We start from the raw sequence: 21,614 nt of genomic DNA on the forward strand, positions 1-21,614 counted from the left end.
TGAGCCTGGCCGGCCGAGCAGGACCCGACGATGGACAAGATCCGCATCACCGGCGGCCAGCGCCTCAATGGCGCCATTCCGATTTCCGGCGCCAAGAACGCCGCCTTGCCGCTGATGATCGCGAGCCTGCTGACGGACGAGACGCTGACGCTGACCAATGTGCCGCGCCTCTCGGATGTGACCGCGCTCTCGCGGATCCTGTCCAACCAGGGCGTCGACCGCACCGTTGCCGGCAAGCGCATCGGCCAGTCGGCCGAGACCGGCCAGACCATCGCGCTGACCGCCCGCCAGATCGTCGATACCTGCGCGCCCTATGAACTGGTCTCGACCATGCGCGCGAGCTTCTGGGTGATCGCGCCGATCCTGGCGCGCATGGGCGAGGCCAAGGTCTCGCTGCCGGGCGGCTGCGCCATCGGCACCCGCCCGGTCGACCTGCTGCTGATGGCGCTGGAGAAGCTCGGCGCCGAGATAGCGATCGAGAACGGCTACGCGCTGGCACGGGCGCCCAAAGGCCTCAGGGGCGGCGAGATCGTCTTCCCGAAGGTGACGGTCGGCGGCACGCATACCGCGCTGATGGCAGCCGTCCTCGCCCAGGGCACGACCGTGATCGAGAACGCCGCTTGCGAGCCGGAGGTCACCGACCTCGCCGCCTGCCTCGTCAAGATGGGCGCCAAGATCGAGGGCGCCGGCACGCCGCGCATCGTCGTGACAGGCGTCGCGCGTCTCGGCGGTGCGCATCATGCCGTGCTGCCCGATCGGATCGAGGCCGGCACCTATGCCATGGCGGTGGCGATGACCGGCGGCGACGTGCTGCTGGAAGGCGCTCGGCCCGAGCTGCTGCAATCGGCGCTCGACGTGCTGACCAGGGCCGGGGTCGAGGTCGACTCGACCAATGAAGGCATCCGCGTGCGCCGCAACGGGCACGGGTTAACGGCGGTCGATATCGACACCGATCCCTTCCCGGGCTTCCCGACCGACCTGCAGGCGCAGTTCATGGCGCTGATGACCCGGGCGAAGGGTACCTCGCGCATCCGCGAGACCATCTTCGAGAACCGCTTCATGCATGTGCAGGAACTCGCCCGGCTCGGCGCGAAGATCCGGCTGGACGGCGATGTCGCCCATGTCGAGGGTGTCGAGAAGCTGACCGGCGCGCCGGTGATGGCGACCGACCTGCGCGCCTCGGTTTCGCTGGTCATCGGCGGGCTCGCCGCCGAGGGCGACACCACGATTAACCGCGTCTACCATCTCGATCGCGGCTTCGAGGCGCTGGAGGCCAAGCTCGGCCGCTGCGGAGCGCTGGTCGAGCGCATCAGCGGCTGATTCTCGGCGGTTGATTTTCTCGGGGCGGCTCGTCAGAACAAGACCATGTCAGACGATGCCGCCGATCCCCTGAAGCTCATCGCGCTCGATGCCGATGACCTCGCGATTGTCTCAGCCCATCTCCAGGATGCGGTGCTGAAGGCGGCCGACCTCGTCTATCTCCCGCGCGAGAAGCGCTTCGCGCTCGCGCTGCGCCGTTTCGATTGGGAAGGTGCCCAGCGCGGCCAGCGCCGGCGCCGCCTGACCGCGCTGCATTTCGACCGTGTCCAGGCCGTGCGCAGCGCCAAGCTCGACAAGAACGATCCCGACAAGGTCCTGAACCTTCTCGCCGTCACCTTCGACCTGGGCGAGGATCCGGCCGGCGACGTGACCCTGCATTTCTCGGAAGGGGCGGCGATCCGTCTCTCGGTCGAATGCATCGAGGCCCAGATGAAGGATCTCGGCCCGGTCTGGGAAGCCGTGGCGACGCCCGGCCATCCCGACGGCGCCTGAACCTCCAGCCCTTTCTCGACGATATCCAAGGACAAGCGATGCCGATCAGGCTCGACGACAGGGATGCCGGCTTCGCCGCGGGCTTCGCGGCGCTGCTCTCCGCCAAGCGCGAGGTCTCGGAGGAGGTCGATCGCGTTGCCGCCGACATCATTGCCGATGTCCGCGAGAAGGGCGACGCCGCGCTGATCGACTACACCGCCCGCTTCGACGCGCTCGACCTGACGCCACAGACCCTGCGCGTCTCCGAGGCCGAGATCGACGCGGCGGTCGCCGCCTGCTCGCCCGAATTGCTGGCCGCGCTGGAAACGGCGCGCGAGCGCATCGAGACCTATCATCGCCGCCAGAAGCCGGCCGATTCCTGGGTCGAGGATGCGGCGGGCGTCGGCGCCGGCTGGCGCTGGAGTGCGATCGAGGCGGTCGGGCTCTATGTTCCCGGCGGCACGGCGAGCTATCCCTCCTCGGTGCTGATGAACGCCATCCCGGCCAAGGTCGCCGGCGTGCCGCGCATCGTCATGGTCGCGCCGACGCCGCGCGGCGAAACCAACCCGCTCGTACTCGCCGCCGCCCGCCTTGCCGGCGTCGACGAGGTCTACCGCATCGGCGGTGCGCAGGCCGTCGCGGCGCTGGCCTATGGCACGGCTGCGATCGCGCCGGTCGCCAAGATCGTCGGCCCCGGCAATGCCTATGTCGCCGCCGCCAAGCGCCGCGTCTTCGGCCAGGTCGGCATCGACATGATCGCCGGCCCTTCCGAAGTGCTGGTCATCGCCGACCGCAGCGCCAATCCCGACTGGATCGCTGCCGACCTGCTGGCTCAGGCCGAGCATGATGTCTCTGCCCAGTCGATCCTGATGACTGACGATGCCGCGCTCGCCACCGAGGTCGAGAAGGCGGTCGCCGCCCAGCTCGCGACGCTGCCGCGCGCGGAGATCGCCGGCAAGAGCTGGCAGGAATTTGGCGCGATCCTGCTCGTCGCCGATCTCGAAGCCGCCGTGCCGCTGGTCGATCGGCTCGCGCCCGAGCATCTCGAAATCATGACGACCGATCCCGAGCGGCTCGCGGGGCTGATCCGCAATGCCGGCGCGATCTTCCTGGGCGGCCACACGCCGGAGGCGATCGGCGACTATGTCGGTGGCCCCAACCATGTCCTGCCGACGGCCCGTTCCGCCCGCTTCTCTTCGGGGCTCGGCGTCGGCGATTTCATGAAGCGGACCTCGCTCTTGAAATGCGGCCCCGAGGGCCTGCGCGCGCTCGCGTCCGCCGCCACGCAATTGGCCGAGGCAGAGGGCTTGCAGGCGCACGGCCGATCCGTGACGATCAGACTCAATCGCTAGAGTATTGCGCGAAAAAGTGGGAACCGGTTTTTCGCAAGAGCAATACTCTCATGCTTAGTGATCTCGGCTCCGTCCGACAGGCGGCGCCATGGCCGGAGGAGCGATGTCCGACGTCTCGACTGCCACCAACCAGCGCCTGGTCGGCCTGACCCTCGACGAGAGCTCCCTTGGCCGCGGCACGCCCGATCAGGAGCATGAGCGCGCCGTCGCGATCTATGACCTGATCGAGCGCAACAGCTTCGTCATTCCCGAGCATGACGGCGGGCCGTATCTCGTGCATCTCGCCATGGTCGAGCGGCGCCTCGTCTTCGAGATCAAGCAGGCCGATGGCGCGCCGGTGGTGACGCATCATCTCTCGCTCAGCCCGTTCCGGCGCATCATCAAGGACTACGAACTGGTCTGCGACAGCTATTACGCGGCGATCAGGACCTCGACGCCGACGCAGATCGAGGCGATCGACATGGGCCGGCGCGGCCTGCATGACGAGGCTGCTGGCATCCTGGCCGAGCGGCTGGCGAGCAAGGTCGAGGTCGATTTCGACACGGCGCGCCGCCTCTTCACCCTGATCTATGCCCTACACTGGAAGGGCTGACGCGCTTGGAGCCCCCGCGCAAGGTCCAGAGCGTGCTCTTCATGTGCGCGATGAACGCCGTGCGCTCGCCCATGGCAGAGGCCCTGGCCAAGCACTTTTTCGGCAAGTCGATCTATGTCCAGTCGGCCGGAGCCCGCAAAGGCGAGATCGATGGCTTCGTGTCGACGGTTCTCGACGAGATCGGCATCGACCTCAGCCGCCACAAGCCGAAATCGATCGAGGAGCTGGAGGAGTGGGAAGGGCTGAATTTCGACCTGATCATCACGCTCTCGCCCGAGGCCCATCACAAGGCGCTGGACCTGACGCGGACCCATGCCGCCGAGGTGGAATACTGGCCGACCGTCGATCCCACCGTGTTCCAGGGCTCGCGCGAGCAGAAGCTCGACGCCTATCGCGACGTCAGGGACGGCCTGATCAAGCGGATCAAGCAGCGTCTCCAGAGCTGACGGAACTTATCGCACCAGCACGGCCCCGCCGCAGCGCACGCCGCTGACCCAGCTATCGGCCTGGCCGAGCCCGATCCCGAGCGTGCCGAGCACGCCGTTGAGGATCTGGTCGAGCGGCGTCGCGGCATTGCCGATGATTCCGCTGACGAGCCCATCCAGGCCGGGCAAGCCGAGGCCGAGCCCCAGCGCTTCCACGCGCAGCTCCAGGTCGCCGACGAGCCGCCCCAGCAGGGTGGCGACGAAATTGCGGGTCGAGGTCGTCTTCTTCTCGCTGCGCTGGATCTCCGGATAGCTGAAGCTGACGGTGGCCTCGGAGAGATTGGTCATCGTCACATGGGCGCGGCCGGTGACCTTGGCGAGCCCGGCCGCGTTGACGAGGGCCGCGGCGGGCGGGTTCGGCGCCCTGCTGAAATTGTTGAACTCCGCCATCGAGACCTGCCCGATCCAGGCGTCGACCACGGCCGGCGTCACGCCGAGCGTGACCCGCGAGGTCGAGACGTCGCCGGGCGAGCATTGGATGCCGGTGATCCGGGCCGTGGCGGCGGCGAGCTCGAGATAGAGCGGCACCCTGACCAGCGAGGCTGCGCCCGAGCCGACGAGATCGACCGTCAGCAGGAGGCGCGTCTGTGCCGTATGCACGCTCGATCCGGCGCGCCCGACCCGCACCAGGCTGGTGCCGACCGGCCGCTCGCCGATGCCGAGCTTGAGCGAGGCCGCCGCGACGCCGGGTAGGTTGAGGTTGAGCCCGACATCGACCTGGCGGTTGCCATTGGCGATCTGGGCGACGGCCGAGACGATGTCGAGCGCCGAGAGCGAGGCCGCGAGCGGCTTTGGCCCGGAAAGCGGCTTGTCGCCGGCCGGGCCAAAGGAAATAAGCGAGGCCAGATTGACCGGCAGGTTGCTCGCGGACGCGGATGCGAGACGCCCCAGCGCCGCGGTGGCCGTGCCGCTGCGCGTATCGTGGTCGCGGGAGGCGTCGACGATCGCCGCCAGCACGTCGCCGAGGCGGGCATCGGCCTTGAGCACATCGTCATAGGTCGCCGCCGTCAGGTTGAGGCGGGTGGCGAGGCGCTTCGAGAAGTCGAACAGGTCGACCCGCGCCTTGATCAGTGCGTCGTAATCCATGACGGAGAGCGATACGCCGCCCCCGAGCAGGCCGCCCAGCAGGCTGTTGAGCAGGCCGCCATCGAGCCTGAGCAGGCGGGAGCCGACGGCGAAGGAGGCCTGGGAATCCTGGAAGGCGATGGCGCTGGAGCCGATCGGCACGTCGCCGCTGCTGAGGCTGGCCACGGCCGGCGTGCTGCCGGCAGGGCGCGGAACGGTGCCGGACGTTGGTGCGGAGGCCGTTGACGAGGTCAGCACGCGGCCGAGCAGCAGCGGCGCGGTTGTCCGCATGTCGACCCTGACCGCATTCGCGACCGTGGCCGAGCTGGGAACGAAGCGCGCTCCGGGCGCCAGATTCGGGTCGGGCGTATACACGCCGGTCTGCAAGGCCTGGATCGCGTTGCGGGGAAAGCCGTTCTGGATGGTGCTGGCCCCGGCCGCGGCCTGGGCGCGGGGCAGATCGCTTGCCGCTGCGAGCGCGGCGAGGTCGTTGGCGGTCTGGAGCTTGCGTTTCTCGTAGAAGAAGTTGCCGACATCGACGGCCATGGCGCCGAAGCCGAACAGCATAGTCGCCGAAACGGCGAAGAGAATGGCGGCGCCGCCACGCTGGTCTCCGACGAAGTTCCTGAGCCTGAGCATGCATGCCCTCCTGGCCGCGAAATCGCGAAACCTGTTCAATATCCACCGCGCTGGACGATGGCTCGACGCTCAATCATTGGTTGTGGAAGCGACGCCAGGCGGCTGAGGCTGTCATAGACAGAGCCGCTCATGTCATAGGCGACGGCGACTTCGAAGCTCTGCATCTGCGGGCCGGTCTGGCCGGTCCGGACTCTCAGCTTCGCGGGATCGATGAAAGCGTAGGAGCCGGCATGGGCCGCAATGAAGTCCTGGGCGATCTGGGAGCGCTCGGTGTCGTTCAGGCCCGAAACGGATGAGCGCGCCGCTTCGGCTGCGATCTGCTGGATACTGTGGTAGATGCCGAAGACATAGCCATAGCCCATGATGCCGACGAGCAGCAGCAGCAGGATCGGCGCGACGAAAGCGAACTCGATGGCGGTGGTCGCGCGCTGGTTCCGGGAGAAGCGGGACAGGGCAGGCGGCATGGCCGTTCCTCGGTAAGTAGACACAACTAAAAGTTGTAAATCTCGCCTATTGATGAAAGGTAAATGCGGTCTTGGGCGAGCAATCGCCGTTCAGCCCCGGTGAACGGCTTAAGTAAAATTTTACGCGGCTACGGTTGCTTCGGCTGTACGTCGCCGTTGCCCCGAGTGATCCCCGCCAATGCCTTCGATATCTCCAGCGGAACCCGAAGCGGCGCGCGCCGAGCGGTTGTCGCCCGCTGGCGGCGTCCTCGTTGGATTGGTCTGTCTGCTGGTCAGCTTCGGAGCTCTCGCGAGCCTGCCGCGCGCGACCGACGGCACCGAGCCGGTCGCGATCATCTTTCCACCCTGGACCGATGGTGCGGAAGCCGTGGCGCTGAGCTTCGCGGCCGGTCATCGCGTTCTGCGCAGTGGCCGGTTGAGTTCGGTCGTCGTCGTGGCGCCGACATCGAACGGGCAGGCACCCGCCGTGCCGAAAGGCGCGTGGTTCTCCCTCGTTCTGGCGGGCCTTGCCGGATGCCTCGATAATCCCGGCCGAACGGAAGCGTCGTCATGAACTGGACCCTGTCAGCGGTACGCCAGAGGGTCACGCAGGCCCTGCTGGCGCTCGGGCTGCTGCATGTGCCGTTGCTCGCGCTGGGCTTCTGGGCCAACGGCGCGTCAGGCGTCGTCCCGGTGCTGATGGCGGCGCTGGCGGCGCTTGCGGCCGTGCTCGTCTATCGCCTGGCCGGCCCGGCCATCGTGACTCAGCTCGTCATCGCCGCCGTCTTGATCGGGCAGGTTTCGATCCTGGTGTTCAGCTTTGCCGGCCACCCCTGGCAGCCGGACATCCACATGTACTATTTCGCGATCCTGGCGCTGCTCGCCGGCTTCTGCGACTGGCGGCCGATCCTGATGGGCGCGACATTGACGGCCGCGCATCATCTCGTGCTGCAATACGCCTTGCCTGCGGCCGTCTTCTATCAGGGCGGCAACCTGTGGCGCGTGATGCTCCATGCGGTGATCGTCATCATCGAGACGGCGTTCCTGTCGATCTTCGCCGTGGCGCTGCAGCGCATGTTCGCGGTGAACGAGCAGAACCTGGCGCGGGCGCAGGAAGTGGCGGAGCGCGAGCGCGCCGCCGGCGAGAAGGAGCGCAATCTCGCCGAGGAACTCGGACAGCGCGCCGAGATGCTGCGCGATGTCGTTGCCGGTTTCCGCGCACAGATGGAGCAGGCGATGGCCGTCCTCGACAACTCTGCCGCGGCGATGAACACCGAGGCCGGGGCGCTGACCGAGACCTCCGACCATGTCCGGCGCCAGACCGCGATGGTCTCCGATTCCGCCGCCGGCACGATGGACAGCATCGATCATCTTTCGGCCGCCAGCACCGAGCTCGTCGCCTCCATCGGCGAGATCGGCCGCAATGCCGGGCAATCGGCCGATGGCTCGAAGATCGCCGCCGAGCTTGCCCGCCGCGCCAGCGCCGAGATCGAGCATCTCGCCCAGAGCAGCGAGAATGTCGGCGCCGTCGTCGAGATTATCCGCGGCATCGCCGCGCAAACCAGCATGCTCGCGCTCAACGCCACGATCGAGGCGGCGCGCGCCGGCGAGATGGGGCGCGGCTTCGCGGTCGTGGCCAGCGAAGTCAAGACGCTCTCGGCCCAGACCGCCAAGGCGACCGACGAGGTGTCGCAGCAGATCGGCACGATGCAGCAGGCCTCGCAGCGCTCGCTGAAGGCGATCCGCGACATCGTCGAGGCGATCGGCGAGGTCGAGAGCGTCGCCAATGCGATCGCGCTCTCGGTTGACGAGCAGAGCCGTGCCACGGCCGAGATCGCCCATCAGGTCCGCCTGTCCTTCGAGGGCGCGCAGCGCAGCGCCGATGTCGCCGGCGGCTTCGAGGTCATGACCCGCCAGACCCATGGCGCCGCCCAGCAATTGCAGAGCGCCGCCAGCGCGCTCGCGCAGCAGGCACAGGAGATCCGCCAGGACGTGGCGAGCTTCTGCGGCCGGGTCGCTACGGGCTGAGGTCTACCAGGGGCGGCCGGGGCCGACCGGCCCGATTCCGAGGAAGCTGCCGAGGCTCGCCGCGATATCGGCGAAACTGCCGCGGCGCCCCAGCGGCTCGGTGCCGATGCCGGGACCGAAGGCGAGGATCGGCACATGCTCGCGCGTGTGGTCGGTGCCGGGCCAGCTCGGATCGTTGCCGTGATCGGCTGTTATGACGGCGATGTCGCCCGGCCTCAGAACCGCTTCGATACTCGGCAGGCGGCGATCGAAGGCTTCCAGTGCCGCCGCATAGCCCGGAATGTCGCGCCGGTGGCCGAACTCGGTGTCGAAATCGACGAGATTGACGAAGCAGAACCCGCCATCCGGCAGCCCGTCCCAGGCCTCCAGCGCCGCGTCGAGCATGGCCGCATTGCCGAAGGGCTTGATCTCGGCGCCGGTCGACCGATGGGCGAAGATGTCGCCGATCTTGCCGACGGTGACGACCGTGCGCCCTTGCGCCGTCAAGCGGTCGAGGATCGTCTCGTCCGGCGGCGGGATGGCGAAATCCTTGCGATTGCCGGTGCGGGTGAAGCCTTCCTCCGGCGAGCCCACGAAGGGCCGCGCGATGACGCGGCCGATCCGCAGGGGATCGACGAGGCCGCGTGCCACCTTGCAGAGGGCATAGAGCCGGTCGAGCCCGAAATGCTCTTCATGCGCCGCGATCTGCAGTACGGAATCGACCGAGGTATAGCAGATCGGCTTGCCCGTCCGGATATGCTCCGGCCCGAGTTCGTCGATGATCGCGGTGCCCGAGGCATGCTTGTTGCCGAGGATGCCGGGCAGGGCGCCTTGCGCGACGATGCCGGCAACCAGCTCTGGCGAGAAGGAATTCTCCAGATCGGTGAAATAGCCCCACTGGAACGGCACCGGGCAGCCGGCGATCTCCCAATGGCCGGACGGCGTATCCTTGCCCTGGCTGATCTCGACACCGTAGCCCCAGCGCCCTTCGGGTTTGGCTGGCTTCGTGACACCGGCCAGCGACCGGCCGGTCGAGGCCTCGCAGGCATGGGCGAGGCCGAGCCGCACGAGGTTTGGGAGCTTGAGCGGTCCGCTGCGCAGGCCTTCGCGGTCGCCGCGTCCATCGGCGCAGGCTTCGGCGATATGGCCGAGCGTGTCGGAGCCGGCATCGCCATAGGCGGCCGCATCGGCGGCGCCGCCGCAGCCGACCGAGTCCAGCACGATGAGCAGCGCGCGGGCCATGCTCAGTCCTTCACCGCGGTGGTGCTGGCGGTGTCGAGGTTGAGGGCCGCCGCCAGCAGCGCCTGGGTATAGGCCTCGCGTGGCTGGGCGAAGATCGCCTCGGCCGGGCCTTCCTCGACCACCTTGCCGTTCTGCATCACCACGACCCGATGCGACAGCGCCCTCACGACCTTGAGGTCGTGGCTGATGAAGAGATAGCCCAGCTTGCGCTTGGCTTGCAGCCCGCGCAGCAACTCGACGATCTGTGCCTGCACGGACATGTCGAGCGCCGAGGTCGGCTCGTCCAGCACCACGAACTTGGGATCGAGCGCCATGGCCCGCGCGATCGCGATGCGCTGACGCTGGCCGCCCGAGAACTCGTGCGGGTAGCGATCCATCGCTGCAGGGTCCAGCCCCACATCGGCGAGCGCTTGCGCCACGATCTCGCGGCGCCGCTCATAGCTCAGGTTCGGTTGCTGGATCGCGAGGCCTTCGGCGACGATCTCGGCCACCGACATGCGCGGCGAGAGCGAGCCGTAGGGGTCCTGGAAGACGACCTGCAGATCCTTGCGCTTCGGCCGGACCTGCTTGCTGGAGAGCCCGTCGATGCGGTCGCCGAGGAAGACGATCGGCCCTTCCGACGAGATCAGCCTGAGGATGGCGAGGCCGAGTGTGGTCTTGCCCGAGCCGGATTCGCCGACGACGCCCAGCGTCTCGCCCTCGCGCACCTTGACCGAGATGCCGTCGACAGCCTTCAAATGGCCGCTGACGCGGCGCAGCAGGCCGGACTTGATCGGGAACCAGACCTTGACCGGCCCGGCCTCCAGCAGCGTCGCCGCGTCCGCCGGGACGGGGGCAGGGCGGCCCTTCGGCTCGGCCGCGAGCAGGCGCTTGGTATAGTCGTGCTGCGGGTTGGCGAAGATCTCGGCGACGGGCCCATGCTCGACGACCTTGCCCTTCAGCATCACGCAGACCCGGTCGGCGATGCGCCGGACGATGCCGAGGTCATGCGTGATGAACAGCATGGCCATGCCGAGCCGGCCCTGCAGCTCCTTGAGCAGCTTCAGGATCTGCGCCTGCACGGTGACGTCGAGCGCGGTGGTCGGCTCGTCGGCGACCAACAGTTCGGGCTCGTTCGCGAGCGCCATCGCGATCATCACGCGCTGGCGCTGCCCGCCCGAGAGCTGGTGCGGATAGGCATCGAGCCGGCTCGCCGCATCCCGGATGCCGACGAGGTCGAGCAGCTCCAGCGTGCGGGTGCGGGCCTTCTCGCCGCGCAGCCCTTTGTGCAGTTCGAGGATCTCGCCGATCTGCCGCTCGATCGTATGCAGCGGGTTGAGCGAGGTCATCGGCTCCTGGAACACCATGGTGATGTCGTTGCCGCGCACCTTGCGCATCGCGTCCTCGTCGGCCGCGATCAGATCCTGCCCGTTGAACAGGATCTTGCCGGAAGGATGATGCGCCGCCGGATAGTTCAGGAGCTTCAGGATCGACAGAGCCGAGACCGATTTGCCCGAGCCGGACTCGCCGACAAGCGCGAGCGTCTCGCCCTTGGCGATCGAGAAGGAGACATGGTCGACGGCGAGCGTCTCGCGCCCGCCCTGGCGGAAAGCGACGGAGAGGTCTTCGACGGAGAGTAGCGGCGCGGTCATGCGAAGGTCTTCCGCGGGTCGAAGGCGTCGCGCACGGCCTCGCCGATGAAGATCAGCAGCGACAGCATCAGCGCGATCACGATGAAGCCGGAGAGGCCGAGCCAGGGCGCCTGCAGGTTCGCCTTGCCCTGCGCCAGCAATTCGCCGAGCGAAGGGGAGCCCGGCGGCAGGCCGAAGCCGAGGAAATCGAGCGAGGTCAGGGTGGTGATCGAGCCGTTCAGGATGAAGGGCAGGAAGGTCAGTGTGGCCACCATCGCGTTCGGCAGCAGGTGCCGGATCATGATGGTGCGGTTGGAGAGGCCGAGCGCGCGGGCCGCCCGGACATACTCGAAATTGCGCGCCCGCAGGAATTCGGCGCGCACGACGCCGACCAGCGCCACCCAGGAGAACAGCAGGAGGATGCCGAGCAGCACGAAGAAGCTCGGCGTGATGATCGCGGCGACGATGATCAGCAGGTAGAGCGCCGGAATCGAGGTCCAGATCTCGATCAGGCGCTGGAAGATCAGGTCGGTCCAGCCGCCGAAATAGCCTTGGATAGCCCCGGCCGCGATGCCGATCACCGAGGAGAAGGCGCACAGGATCAGCCCGAACAGCACGGAGATGCGGAAGCCGTAGATCAGGCGCGCCACCACGTCACGGCCCTGGTCGTCCGTGCCGAGCCAGTTCCACTCGAGGTCGCGGCAGGTCTTGCCGCCGCTGCGTTCCGCGATCGCTTTGCACTGCTCGTCCTTGAGCAGCCAGGTCGGCGGCGCGGGAGCCGGCACCGGCAGGTCGAGATTATGCGTGCGGTAGGAATAGCGGATCGGCGGCCAGATCGCGAAGCCATTGGCGGCGATCTCCTTGGCGATGACCGGGTCGCGGTAATCGGTGGTGGCAAGGAAGCCCCCGAACTTCTCTTCCGGATAGTTCACCGCGACCGGGAACAGCCATTCGTCCTTGTAGCGCACGACAAGCGGCCGGTCGTTGGCGATGAACTCGGCGAAGAGCGAGAGCACGAACAGCGCAAGGAAGAGCCAGAGCGACCACCAGCCGCGCTTGTTGGCCTTGAAGTTGTTCAGCCTTCGCCGGTTGATCGGCGAGAGCTTGAGCCAGCCCTGCTTGGCCTCGGCCGGCGCCAGCGGAATATCGCTGCGCAGGGCAGGCGGCGGAGCGTCGATCAGCGTGTCGCTCATGCTCACGCCTCCCGGCTCTCGAAATCAATGCGGGGGTCGACCCAGCTATAGGTCAGGTCGGTGATCAGATGCACGACGAGGCCGATCAGCGAGAAGATGTAGAGATTGGCGAAGACCACGGGATAGTCGCGGTTGACGATCGCCTCGAAGGAGAGGAGGCCGAGTCCGTCGAGCGAGAAGATCGTCTCGATCAGCAGCGACCCCGCGAAGAGCGCGTGGACGAAGGCGCCCGGGAAGCCGGCGATGACGATCAGCATCGCGTTGCGGAAGACATGGCCATAGAGCACGCGCCGCTCGCTAAGACCCTTCATCCGGGCCGTCAGGACGTATTGCTTGCGGATCTCGTCGAGGAAGGAGTTCTTGGTCAAAAGCGTCGAGGTCGCGAAGGCGCCGAGCGCCATGGCCAGCACCGGTAAGGCGATGTGCCAGAGATAGTCCTTGGCCTTCCCAAACAGGCTGAGCTCCGCCCAGTTGTCGGAGGTCAGGCCTCTCAGCGGGAAGATCTGCCAGAAGGAGCCGCCGGCGAAGAGCACGATCAGCAGGATCGCGAACAGGAAGCTCGGGATGGCGTAGCCGATGATGACGACCGCGCTCGTCCAGGTGTCGAAGCGCGAGCCCTCCTTCATCGCCTTGCGGATGCCGAGCGGGATCGAGATCGCATAGGAGATCAGCGTCATCCAGAGCCCGAGCGTGATCGAGACCGGCAGCTTTTCCTTGATGAGCTGCAGCACCGGCGCGTCGCGGAAATAAGAGCGGCCGAAATCGAAGCGGGCATAGTCGCCGAGCATCTTCAGGAAGCGCTCATGCGCCGGCTTGTCGAAGCCGAACTGCTTCTCCAGCTCCTTGATGAAGGCGGGATCGAGACCCTGCGCGCCGCGATAGGCCGACCCGTCGCCCTGCGCGCCGGCATCGCCGCCCTGACCCCCACCGACGCGGTCGGCCGCGCCGCCGCTGTTCGGGTTCTGGAGCTGCGAGATCACGCGCTCGACCGGCCCGCCCGGCGCGAACTGCACGATGACGAAGGAGACGAGCAGGATGCCGAACAGGGTCGGCACCATCAGCGCGAGGCGCCGGGCGATATAGCTCAGCATGCCCGGGTCACGCCTTTCCGATCCGCTTGGCCTTCTCGGGGTCGTACCACCAGATGCCCGGCGCGCCCGAGGAGTATTTCGGCTTGGTCGCCGGCCGGTCGTACATGTCCCAATAGGCCACCAGCTCGTTCGGGCTGTACCACATCGGCACCCAGTAACGGCCGGCCCGAAGCAGCCTGTCGAGGCATTTGGCGGCCACGACGACCTCGGCATAGCTGTCCGCCCGCCCGATCCTCTCGATCATGGCGTCGATCGCCGGGTCGGCGATGCCGCCGATATTGCGGGTCCCGGCCGTCTTGGCCGCTTCCGAACCGTAGATGATGCGCAGGCTGTCGCTGGGTATGACGGAGCCCGTCAGGGACGATATCGCGACATCGAAATCGCGCTCGTCGAGCCGGCGTTGATGCTGCGAAGGGTCGACCAGTCGCGATTGCGCCCTGATGCCGAGCTTCCCGAGATTCTCCAGGTAAGGCTGCGTATGAGGTTGAAGTGCGGCCTCGCGGTCGAGGAACTCGATCTCGAAGGGCTGGCCGTTCGGCAGCAGGAGCCGGCCTTTGTCGCGTTTGCAGCCGGCTTTCCTGAACAGTTCATCCGCCTGCCTCAGCAGGTTCCGATCGCTGCCCGAGCCATCGCTGACCGGCGGAACGAAGGGTTCGCCGAAGACTTCCTCGGGAACCTTGCCCCTGAAGGGTTCGAGCAACGCGAGTTCTTCGGGGGAAGGCTTGCCGACAGCCTTCGAATCCGCGTTCTCGAAATAGGACGTCGTCCGGGCGCGCAGGCCGTACATGACGTTCTTGTTGGTCCATTCGAAGTCGAAGCACAGGCCGATCGCCTCGCGGATGCGGGGATCGGAGAATTTCTCGCGGCGGAGATTGAAGACCCAGCCCTGCGTGCCGACGGGCTCCGTCGTCGGTAGCATCTCGCGCTTGACCTTGCCTTCCTTGAGGGCCGGAAAATCGTAGCCGATCGCCCAAAGCTTCGAGGTATACTCCTCGTGATAGGTGATGACGCCGCTCTTGAAGGCCTCGAACCCGACATTGCGATCGCGGAAATACTCCCAGCGAACCCGGTCGAAATTGTTGGTGCCGACATTGACCGGCAGGTCTTTGCCCCAGTAGTCGGCGACGCGCTCGAACTCGATATAGCGACCCTGTTCGAAGCGCCCGACCCGGTAGGGACCCGAGCCGAGCGGCGCTTCCAGCGTGGATGCCTCGAAGTCCCGCGTCGACCAGAACGTCTCTGAGAAGATCGACATGCCGGCGACGATCAGGTGCAGGTCGCGGCTGCGGCGGGGCGAAAGCTTGACGGTGACGAGGTCGTCGCCTTCTGCCGTGGCGGAGAGCATCTCCTGCAGGATCATCCGATAGATCGGATGTCCTTTCGTCTTGAGGATGTTCAGCGAGAAGGCGACATCCTGTGCCTTGACACGAGAGCCGTCATGGAAGCGCGCCTCCGGCCGCAGGCGGAAGCGATAGGTCAGCTTGTCGGCGGAGACCGAGACGCTCTTCGCCAGCAAGCCATAGAGCGCGCCCGGCTCGTCGCCGGAGCCGGCCATCAGGCTGTCAAAACAGGCATCGATGCCGGCCGCGCCGTCGCCTTTCGAGACGAAGATGTTGAGCGTGTTGAAGGTCTCAAGATTCTGGTTTCCGCCGCCACGCTTGATCGATTGGACGATGTACCCGCCCTTGGGCGCCTTGGGGTTCACATAGGCGAAATGCGGAAAGTCGGGTGGCAGGGCGAGCTCGCCGAAGGTCGAGAGCCCGTGCGATTCGGCATCCTGCGCCAGCGCCGCTCCGGGAAGCTGGGGCAGGGCGCCCGCGACGGTCGCGGTACCTGCGGCTTCCAGCAAACTGCGGCGTGTGATGCGCATCGCCATCGTTTCGCGTCTCCGTCTGATTCGCCGTTGTCCTGTGTCGCCTGCGCGCAAGGTTACGGCAATGGCTGGCAGGAGTACGATTGTGCGGGCTTGCGCGGGGCGGGAGCAAGGCGAAGAAACGAAAAAGCCGGGCAAAGCCCGGCTTCGTGATCGCGTGTTGGCCGTTCGCCTGATGCCTCAGGGCTTCGGCAGCGGCTTCGGTGCATCGGCCAGCGAGTTCAGATAGGCGACGACATCGGCGCGGGTCTCGGGTTTGGCGATGCCGGCGAACGCCATGATCGTGCCGGGGACATAGGCCTTCGGGCTCTTCAGGAAGTGGTCGAGCGCCTCGGCGTCCCAGGTCTTGTCGCTGCGGCCCTTCATCGCGGCCGAGTAGCCGAAGCCGGCGACCGAGCCCTCGTTGCGGCCATAGACTTCGAAGAGATGCGGGCCGACCTTGTTGGCGCCGCCCTTCTCGAAGGTGTGGCAGGCCTTGCAGGCGGCGGTTGCCCTCTCGCCCTTGGCAGGGTCGGCCTTGGCGAGGCGCACCGCGATCGGCTCCTCGGCTACCGGCGCAGCGGCGGCGCCACCGGCAGCGGCGGGCTCCTCGCTCGGCAGGTCGAAGCCCGGTACGACCGGCTTCTTCGGCGCGAAGACGATGCCGGCCGTCATGCTGAGGCCCATCACGACGAGCAGCGTGGAGAGAACCGCGCCGGCAATCTTGTTGGCTTCGATATTCATCGTGTCCGAACCCTGGTGCCCTCCGCGGCCCAAGGCGCGGGAGACGAGATAGCGCTTGGCTGGAGTCTTGAAAGGCTCCAGCTTCCGCCGTTGCTTAACCGCTTTGCGCGCTTCATTGCAACTCGTATAAGCACGCACCGTTTGAGACTTTTTGCCGCCGCCGGCTTTCACCGGCTGCAGCCCAGCCGAGCACGCTTCAGAAAATGGCCAATCCGCTGATCCTGATTCCGGCCCGCATGCAGGCGACGCGCCTGCCCGGCAAGCCGCTTGCCGATATCCATGGCGAGCCGATGATCGTCCATGTCTGGCGCCGTGCGGTCGAATCCGGAGCAGGAGACGTCGCGGTCGCGACCGATGCGCCGGAAATCGCGGCTGCGATCGAAGCCGCCGGCGGCAAGGCGGTGATGACCAGTGCCGACCACCAGACCGGCTCTGACCGGATCAAGGAAGCCGCCGATATCCTCGACCCCGAGCGGAACTACGACATCATCGTCAATGTGCAAGGCGATTTTCCGACCCTGGCGCCTTCCGCCATCGCCGCGGCGGTGAAGCCGCTCGCCGATCCGGCTGTGGATATCGCGACGCTGGCGGGCGTGATCGACGACGAGGACGAGAAGACGGCGCCGAGCGTCGTCAAGCTCATCGGCAGCGAGATCGCGCCGGGCCACATGCGCGCGCTCTATTTCACCCGGGCGACGGCGCCGACGGGCGAGGGGCCGCTCTATCACCATGTCGGTCTCTACGCCTATCGCCGCGCCGCGCTCGACCGCTTCGTCAGCCTGCCGCAATCGCCGCTGGAGCTGCGCGAGAAGCTGGAGCAATTGCGCGCGCTGGAGAATGGCATGCGCATCGACGTCATGGTCATCGACCATGTGCCGCGCGGCGTCGACACGCCCCCCGATCTCGATCGCGCCCGCGCGATCCTGAAGTCGCGCTGAGGCCGGCCTGGCCGAGCCGCATCACAACAAGAAGCCGAGGAGCCTGAAGTCGTCCCATGTCCTTCGTCGTGTCTTATCAGGGTGAACCCGGGGCCTTCTCCTCGCAGGCTGCCCTCCAGGTGTTTCCGGACTGCGAGCTCCTGCCTTGCGCCACGTTTGAGGATGCGCTTTCGGCCGTCAGCGACGGCAAGGCCCGCTACGGCATGATCCCGATCGACAACTCGATCGCCGGCCGCGTCGCCGATATCCACCACCTGCTGCCGCGCTCGGGCCTGCACATCATCGGCGAGCACTTCCTGCCGATCCGCTTCCATCTGATGGCGGCGAAGGGTGGGACGCTCGCCACGATCCAGACCGTCCAGAGCCATATCCATGCGCTCGGCCAGTGCCGCAAGATCATCCGCAAGCTCGGCCTCAAGGCCGAGGTCGCCGCCGACACCGCCGGCTCCGCCCGCCAGGTCGCCGAGGCCAACGATCCGACGCGCGCGGCCATCGCCCCGCGTATCGCGGCCGAGGTCTATGGCCTCGACATCCTGATGGAGGATATCGAGGACGAGAAGCACAACACCACGCGCTTCGTCGTGCTTTCGAAATATCCGGAATATGCCCGCCAGGGCGGCGCCAGGACCGTCACGACGCTGATGTTCCGTGTCCGCAACATCCCGGCTGCGCTCTACAAGGCGATGGGCGGCTTCGCCACCAACGGCATCAACATGACCAAGTTGGAAAGCTACATGGTCGACGGCCATTTCTCGGCGACGATGTTCTATGCCGATGTCGAGGGCCATCCCGACGACCCGGCGCTGCGGCGCGCCCTCGACGAGCTCTCCTATTTCTCGAAGGAGATGAAGATCATGGGCGTCTATCCTGCCAACGACTTCCGCTCGACGATCGAGGAAGCCGGCGAGTGAGGACCATGTCGTGGAATACCGTGGGCGTCAGTCGCTGACGCCCACCTGGCCCTCGATGGCCATCAATGTCGCGGTCAGCAGGGCGACGAGCTTCTCCTGTCCGCCGGGCTCGGCGAACACCTTGGCCTGGGCCAGCGTCAGTGTCCGGCCGCTCTTCACCACCTCGCCGCGCGCGACGATCCGCTCGCCCATCGCCGGCGCGACGAGATTGATCTTGAACTCCGTCGTCAGCACGCCGCGCCCGGGCGGCATCAGGCTCAAGGCCGCATAGCCTGCCGCGGAATCGGCGATGGCACTGACCGCACCCGCATGGACGAAGCCGTGCTGCTGGGACACGGCCGGGCTGGGCCTCAGGACGATCTCGATCCGTCCCGGTGCCACGGTGCCGAGACTGGCTCCCAGCGTCGCCATCAGGCCCTGCTTGGCGAAGCTCGATCGGATGCGCTCCTCGATCGCATGCAGATCAGAGGTCATGTCCGGCTCCCCAGCTTAGCGTGACGGGCTAGATCCGTTCGCCGTCCAGCGCCCAGGCCCGCAACAGCGTGTTGGCGATGGCGATATGTTGCGGGCAGCTCAGCCCGTCGGGATGCTTGCCCTCCAGCATCTGCAGCACCTCCGCGCGCGGGAACCAGCGGCCATCTTCGAGTTCGGTCATGTCGAGCGTGATCTCGTCGCCCAGCGCCTCGGCGATGCAGCCGACCATGATCGAGGACGGGAAGGGCCAGGGCTGCGAGGCGAGGTAGCGGACGGCGCCGACCCTGAGCCCGGCCTCTTCCCAGCTCTCGCGCCTGACCGCGTCCTCCAGCGTCTCGCCCGGCTCGACGAAACCGGCGATGCAGGAATACGAGCCCGGCGCGAACCGGGCCTGGCGCGCCAGCAGGCAGGCATCGCCGCGCGTCACCAGCATGATCACGACCGGGTCGGTGCGCGGGAAATGCAGCGCGCCGCAGGCGGTGCATTCACGCCGCCAGCCGGAAGCGCCGGCCACGGTCTGCCCGCCGCACTGGGCGCAGAAGCGATGCCGGGCATGCCAGTCGAGCACCGCCTTGGCCTCGCCGAGCGGCCCGACCTCGTCCTCCGGCACGATGCGCTTCAGTGCGACCGAGCGCAGGTCGGTGACGAACAGCTCGGCCCGCTCCTTCAACGGCTCGGCGAGCGCCTTATCGATGAGGCGACCGAAACGGGGCGCTCCGTCCTCGGCCATTCCCATGAAGATTTCTTCGGCCGCCGGGCCGAGCATCTCGGTCTCGCCATGGCTGAACCAGACCGTCACCGCCTCGCCGTCGAGGCGCTTCAGGATCGGCGTCTCGCCGGCGACGACCGCGATCCGCGTGTCCGAGCGGCGGCGGAGTGCCGTCACCGCATCGGACTTGTTGCGCAGGTCTTCGCGCCGGTCGAGCCGGTTGATCGCGAAGCCGGTGAAGGAGGAGCGTTCGCGGCGAGGCAGAGCGTCGTTCATGCCTTGGGTCTAGACCCGCGACGCCGTGCCGCGCAAGCGCGTCTCACGCCTGCCCGCGTCCGCGCAGAAGGTGGATGATGCCGGAGAAATCCGTGCCGCCTTCGCCCCAGGCATTGTGCAGTCCGAAGAGCTGCGCCGCGGCCGCGCCCAGCGGGGTGGAGGCGCCCGCGGCCTGCGCCGCTTCCTGCGAAAGCTTCAGGTCTTTCAGCATCAGCGCCGAGGCGAAGCCCGGCTTGTACTCGTTATTGGCGGGCGAGGTTGGCACCGGGCCGGGCACCGGGCAATAGGTCGTCAGCGACCAGCACTGGCCCGACGAGGTCGAGGCGACATCGAACAGCGCCTGATGCGACAGGCCGAGCTTCTCGCCCAGCACGAAGGCCTCGGAGACGCCGATCATTGAGATGCCCAGGATCATGTTGTTGCAGATCTTGGCCGCCTGGCCGTTGCCGGCGCCGCCGCAATGCACGATCTTGCGCCCCATCTTGGCGAGGATCGGCTCGCCCTTGGCGAAGGCATCCTCGCTGCCGCCGACCATCAAGGTCAGCGTCGCGCCCTTGGCGCCGCCTGTGCCGCCCGAAACCGGGGCGTCGAGCGAGAGGCAGCCGCGCTCGGCCGCCAGCGCATGGGCCTTGCGGGCGCTCTCGACATCGATCGTCGAGGAATCGATCAGCAGCGTGCCGGATTTCACGGCCGGCAGGATATCGGCCCAGACCGCGAGCACATGCTTGCCGGCCGGCAGCATCGTGACGACGATTTCTGCATCGGCCACGGCCTCCTTGGCGGAACCTGCGATGCCGACGCCTAGCTCGGCGGCGGCATCCTTCGAGGCCTGCACGAGATCGAAGGCTTTGACGCTATGCCCGGCCTTGACGAGGTTCCCGGCCATCGGGCCGCCCATGTTGCCGAGACCGATGAAGGCGATGTTGGTCATGTTGCGTTTCCTCTTATCGTCGTTCTTGGTGTCATCCTGGGCTGCTCGAAGAGCAGACCCGGGATCGTCATCAGAAAAAAGCGCTTTCTCGTCATGCGATCCCGGATCGCCTTCGGCGTCCGGGATGACCGCCTTCGGTCAATTCCCCTTCGACCGGCCGACCAGCCCGCGCGCGACGATCATGCGCATGACTTCGTTGGTGCCTTCGAGGATCTGGTGGACGCGCAGGTCGCGGACGATCTTCTCGATGCCGTAATCGGCGAGATAGCCGTAGCCGCCATGGATCTGCAGGGCGTGATTGGCGACCTCGAAGCCGGTATCGGTGGCGATGCGCTTGGCCATGGCGCAGAGCTTGGTCGCATCCGGCGTCTTGGCGTCGAGCGCCGCCGCCGCGCGCCAGAGCAGGCTGCGGGCCGCCTCCAGCTCGGTTGCCATGTCGGCGAGCTTGAACTGCAGGGCCTGGAAATCGGCGATGGCCGAGCCGAAGGCCTTGCGCTCCCTGGCATAGGCGAGCGAGCGGTCGAGCGCGCCCTGCGCCCCACCGAGCGAGCAGGCGCCGATATTGAGCCGTCCGCCATCGAGCCCGGCCATGGCGATCTTGAAGCCGATCCCCTCCGGGCCGAGCCGGTTCGCCACCGGCACGCGGCAGTTCTCGAGGATCACGGCGCGCGTCGGCTGGGCGTTCCAGCCCATCTTCTTCTCGTTGGCGCCGAAGGACAGGCCGGGCGTGTCCTTCTCGACGACGATGGTCGAGATGCCGCCGGGGCCGGCCTCGCCGGTCCGCGCCATCACGACATAGATGTCGGAGACCCCGGCGCCCGAGATGAACTGCTTCTGCCCGTCGAGGACATAGTGGTCGCCGTCGAGCACGGCCTTGGTCTTCAGCGCGGCGGCGTCGGAGCCGGCGCCGGGCTCGGTCAGGCAGTAGCTCGCCAGATGCTCCATGGTGCAGAGCTTCGGCAGGAAGCGCTGGCGCTGCTCGTCGGAGCCGTAGCGGTCGATCATCCAGGCGCACATGTTGTGGATCGAGATATAGGCGGCGACCGTCGGGCAGCCGGTCGAGAGCGCCTCGAAGATCAGCGCCGCATCGAGCCGGGTCAGGCCGGAGCCGCCGACATCGTCGCGGATATAGATGCCGCCCATGCCGAGCGCCGCGGCGGCGCGCATCTCCTCGACCGGAAAATGCTTCTCCTCGTCCCAGCGCGCGGCATGGGGTGCCAGTGTCTCGGCGGCGAAGTCCTGCGCCATGTCGCGGATGGCGATCTGGTC

General features: G+C 67.1%; 21 protein-coding genes. 9 read left to right on the forward strand and 12 right to left on the reverse strand.

From position 1 onward, the window contains the following. Positions 1-30 precede the first annotated feature (30 nt). The 5 genes from murA (at position 31) to Q9235_RS09935 (ending at position 4,181) form a co-directional block, all read left to right on the forward strand. Positions 31-1,320: a UDP-N-acetylglucosamine 1-carboxyvinyltransferase gene (murA, locus tag Q9235_RS09915; RefSeq protein WP_306226756.1), complete on the forward strand. Its 1,290-nt coding sequence runs from the start codon at positions 31-33 to the stop codon at positions 1,318-1,320. Positions 1,321-1,365: 45 nt separating this feature from the next. Then, a complete protein-coding gene (locus Q9235_RS09920; RefSeq protein WP_306226757.1) occupies positions 1,366-1,812 on the forward strand; it encodes a DUF2948 family protein in 447 nt (148 codons plus the stop codon). Between the two features lie 38 nt (positions 1,813-1,850). Further along, entirely contained in the window at positions 1,851-3,143 is a 1,293-nt protein-coding gene (gene hisD, locus Q9235_RS09925) for a histidinol dehydrogenase (protein ID WP_306226760.1), read from the forward strand. Between the two features lie 103 nt (positions 3,144-3,246). Next, a complete protein-coding gene (locus Q9235_RS09930; RefSeq protein ID WP_306226763.1) occupies positions 3,247-3,735 on the forward strand; it encodes a UPF0262 family protein in 489 nt (162 codons plus the stop codon). A gap of 41 nt (positions 3,736-3,776) precedes the next feature. After that, positions 3,777-4,181 (forward strand): arsenate-mycothiol transferase ArsC, encoded by a 405-nt coding sequence (locus Q9235_RS09935; RefSeq protein ID WP_306228187.1) that lies wholly within the window; start codon positions 3,777-3,779, stop codon positions 4,179-4,181. 6 nt (positions 4,182-4,187) lie between these two features. Here Q9235_RS09935 and Q9235_RS09940 read toward each other — a convergent pair whose 3' ends face one another. Both Q9235_RS09940 and Q9235_RS09945 read right to left on the reverse strand, forming a co-directional pair. Next, positions 4,188-5,924, reverse strand: a complete 1,737-nt coding sequence (locus Q9235_RS09940; protein ID WP_306226765.1) for a pilus assembly protein TadG-related protein — start codon at positions 5,922-5,924, stop codon at positions 4,188-4,190. Between the two features lie 35 nt (positions 5,925-5,959). Beyond that, positions 5,960-6,388, reverse strand: coding sequence for a TadE/TadG family type IV pilus assembly protein (locus Q9235_RS09945; protein ID WP_306226767.1), 429 nt, complete (start codon positions 6,386-6,388; stop codon positions 5,960-5,962). A 178-nt stretch (positions 6,389-6,566) separates the two neighbouring features. Here Q9235_RS09945 and Q9235_RS09950 point away from each other — a divergent pair, with 178 nt between their 5' ends. Both Q9235_RS09950 and Q9235_RS09955 read left to right on the forward strand, forming a co-directional pair. Continuing rightward, on the forward strand, positions 6,567-6,941 hold the full coding sequence (locus Q9235_RS09950; protein ID WP_306226771.1) for a hypothetical protein: 375 nt from the start codon (positions 6,567-6,569) through the stop codon (positions 6,939-6,941). Further along, positions 6,938-8,395 (forward strand): methyl-accepting chemotaxis protein, encoded by a 1,458-nt coding sequence (locus Q9235_RS09955; protein ID WP_306226774.1) that lies wholly within the window; start codon positions 6,938-6,940, stop codon positions 8,393-8,395. Before Q9235_RS09950 ends, Q9235_RS09955 begins: the two co-directional genes overlap by 4 nt. Positions 8,396-8,398: 3 nt before the next feature. Here the strand turns inward: Q9235_RS09955 and Q9235_RS09960 are convergent, their stop codons facing one another. The 6 genes from Q9235_RS09960 to Q9235_RS09985 form a co-directional block, all read right to left on the reverse strand. After that, positions 8,399-9,616: a phosphopentomutase gene (locus Q9235_RS09960; protein WP_306226777.1), complete on the reverse strand. Its 1,218-nt coding sequence runs from the start codon at positions 9,614-9,616 to the stop codon at positions 8,399-8,401. Positions 9,617-9,618: 2 nt separating this feature from the next. After that, positions 9,619-11,247: an ABC transporter ATP-binding protein gene (locus Q9235_RS09965; protein ID WP_306226780.1), complete on the reverse strand. Its 1,629-nt coding sequence runs from the start codon at positions 11,245-11,247 to the stop codon at positions 9,619-9,621. After that, positions 11,244-12,419 carry an ABC transporter permease gene (locus tag Q9235_RS09970; RefSeq protein WP_306226782.1) on the reverse strand — a complete coding sequence of 392 codons (1,176 nt, stop codon included), beginning with the start codon at positions 12,417-12,419 and terminating at the stop codon, positions 11,244-11,246. Before Q9235_RS09970 ends, Q9235_RS09965 begins: the two co-directional genes overlap by 4 nt. A gap of 2 nt (positions 12,420-12,421) precedes the next feature. Beyond that, complete coding sequence (locus Q9235_RS09975) at positions 12,422-13,510, reverse strand: microcin C ABC transporter permease YejB (RefSeq protein WP_306226783.1); 1,089 nt, start codon at positions 13,508-13,510, stop codon at positions 12,422-12,424. Positions 13,511-13,517: 7 nt separating this feature from the next. Beyond that, the gene (locus Q9235_RS09980; protein WP_306226784.1) at positions 13,518-15,386 is read right to left on the reverse strand and encodes an extracellular solute-binding protein; all 1,869 of its coding nucleotides are present in this window, start codon (positions 15,384-15,386) and stop codon (positions 13,518-13,520) included. A gap of 177 nt (positions 15,387-15,563) precedes the next feature. Next, entirely contained in the window at positions 15,564-16,106 is a 543-nt protein-coding gene (locus tag Q9235_RS09985; protein WP_306226785.1) for a c-type cytochrome, read from the reverse strand. Between the two features lie 203 nt (positions 16,107-16,309). Between Q9235_RS09985 and Q9235_RS09990 the strand changes: the two genes are divergently transcribed. Both Q9235_RS09990 and Q9235_RS09995 read left to right on the forward strand, forming a co-directional pair. Beyond that, the gene (locus Q9235_RS09990; protein WP_306226787.1) at positions 16,310-17,044 is read left to right on the forward strand and encodes a 3-deoxy-manno-octulosonate cytidylyltransferase; all 735 of its coding nucleotides are present in this window, start codon (positions 16,310-16,312) and stop codon (positions 17,042-17,044) included. Between the two features lie 56 nt (positions 17,045-17,100). Further along, positions 17,101-17,955, forward strand: coding sequence for a prephenate dehydratase (locus Q9235_RS09995; protein WP_306226790.1), 855 nt, complete (start codon positions 17,101-17,103; stop codon positions 17,953-17,955). A 27-nt stretch (positions 17,956-17,982) separates the two neighbouring features. Here Q9235_RS09995 and Q9235_RS10000 read toward each other — a convergent pair whose 3' ends face one another. The 4 genes from Q9235_RS10000 to Q9235_RS10015 all read right to left on the reverse strand — a co-directional run bounded on the left by Q9235_RS10000 (position 17,983) and on the right by Q9235_RS10015 (position 21,593). After that, the gene (locus Q9235_RS10000; RefSeq protein WP_306226793.1) at positions 17,983-18,429 is read right to left on the reverse strand and encodes a PaaI family thioesterase; all 447 of its coding nucleotides are present in this window, start codon (positions 18,427-18,429) and stop codon (positions 17,983-17,985) included. Between the two features lie 28 nt (positions 18,430-18,457). After that, entirely contained in the window at positions 18,458-19,414 is a 957-nt protein-coding gene (gene nudC / locus Q9235_RS10005; protein WP_306226796.1) for an NAD(+) diphosphatase, read from the reverse strand. Positions 19,415-19,457: 43 nt separating this feature from the next. Then, positions 19,458-20,345: a 3-hydroxyisobutyrate dehydrogenase gene (gene mmsB / locus Q9235_RS10010; protein WP_306226798.1), complete on the reverse strand. Its 888-nt coding sequence runs from the start codon at positions 20,343-20,345 to the stop codon at positions 19,458-19,460. Positions 20,346-20,483: 138 nt separating this feature from the next. After that, entirely contained in the window at positions 20,484-21,593 is a 1,110-nt protein-coding gene (locus Q9235_RS10015; RefSeq protein WP_422678359.1) for an isobutyryl-CoA dehydrogenase, read from the reverse strand. Between the last annotated feature and the right edge of the window lie 21 nt (positions 21,594-21,614).

It is taken from the genome of Bosea beijingensis, assembly GCF_030758975.1.
GTDB classification, from domain to species: Bacteria; Pseudomonadota; Alphaproteobacteria; order Rhizobiales; family Beijerinckiaceae; genus Allobosea; species Allobosea beijingensis.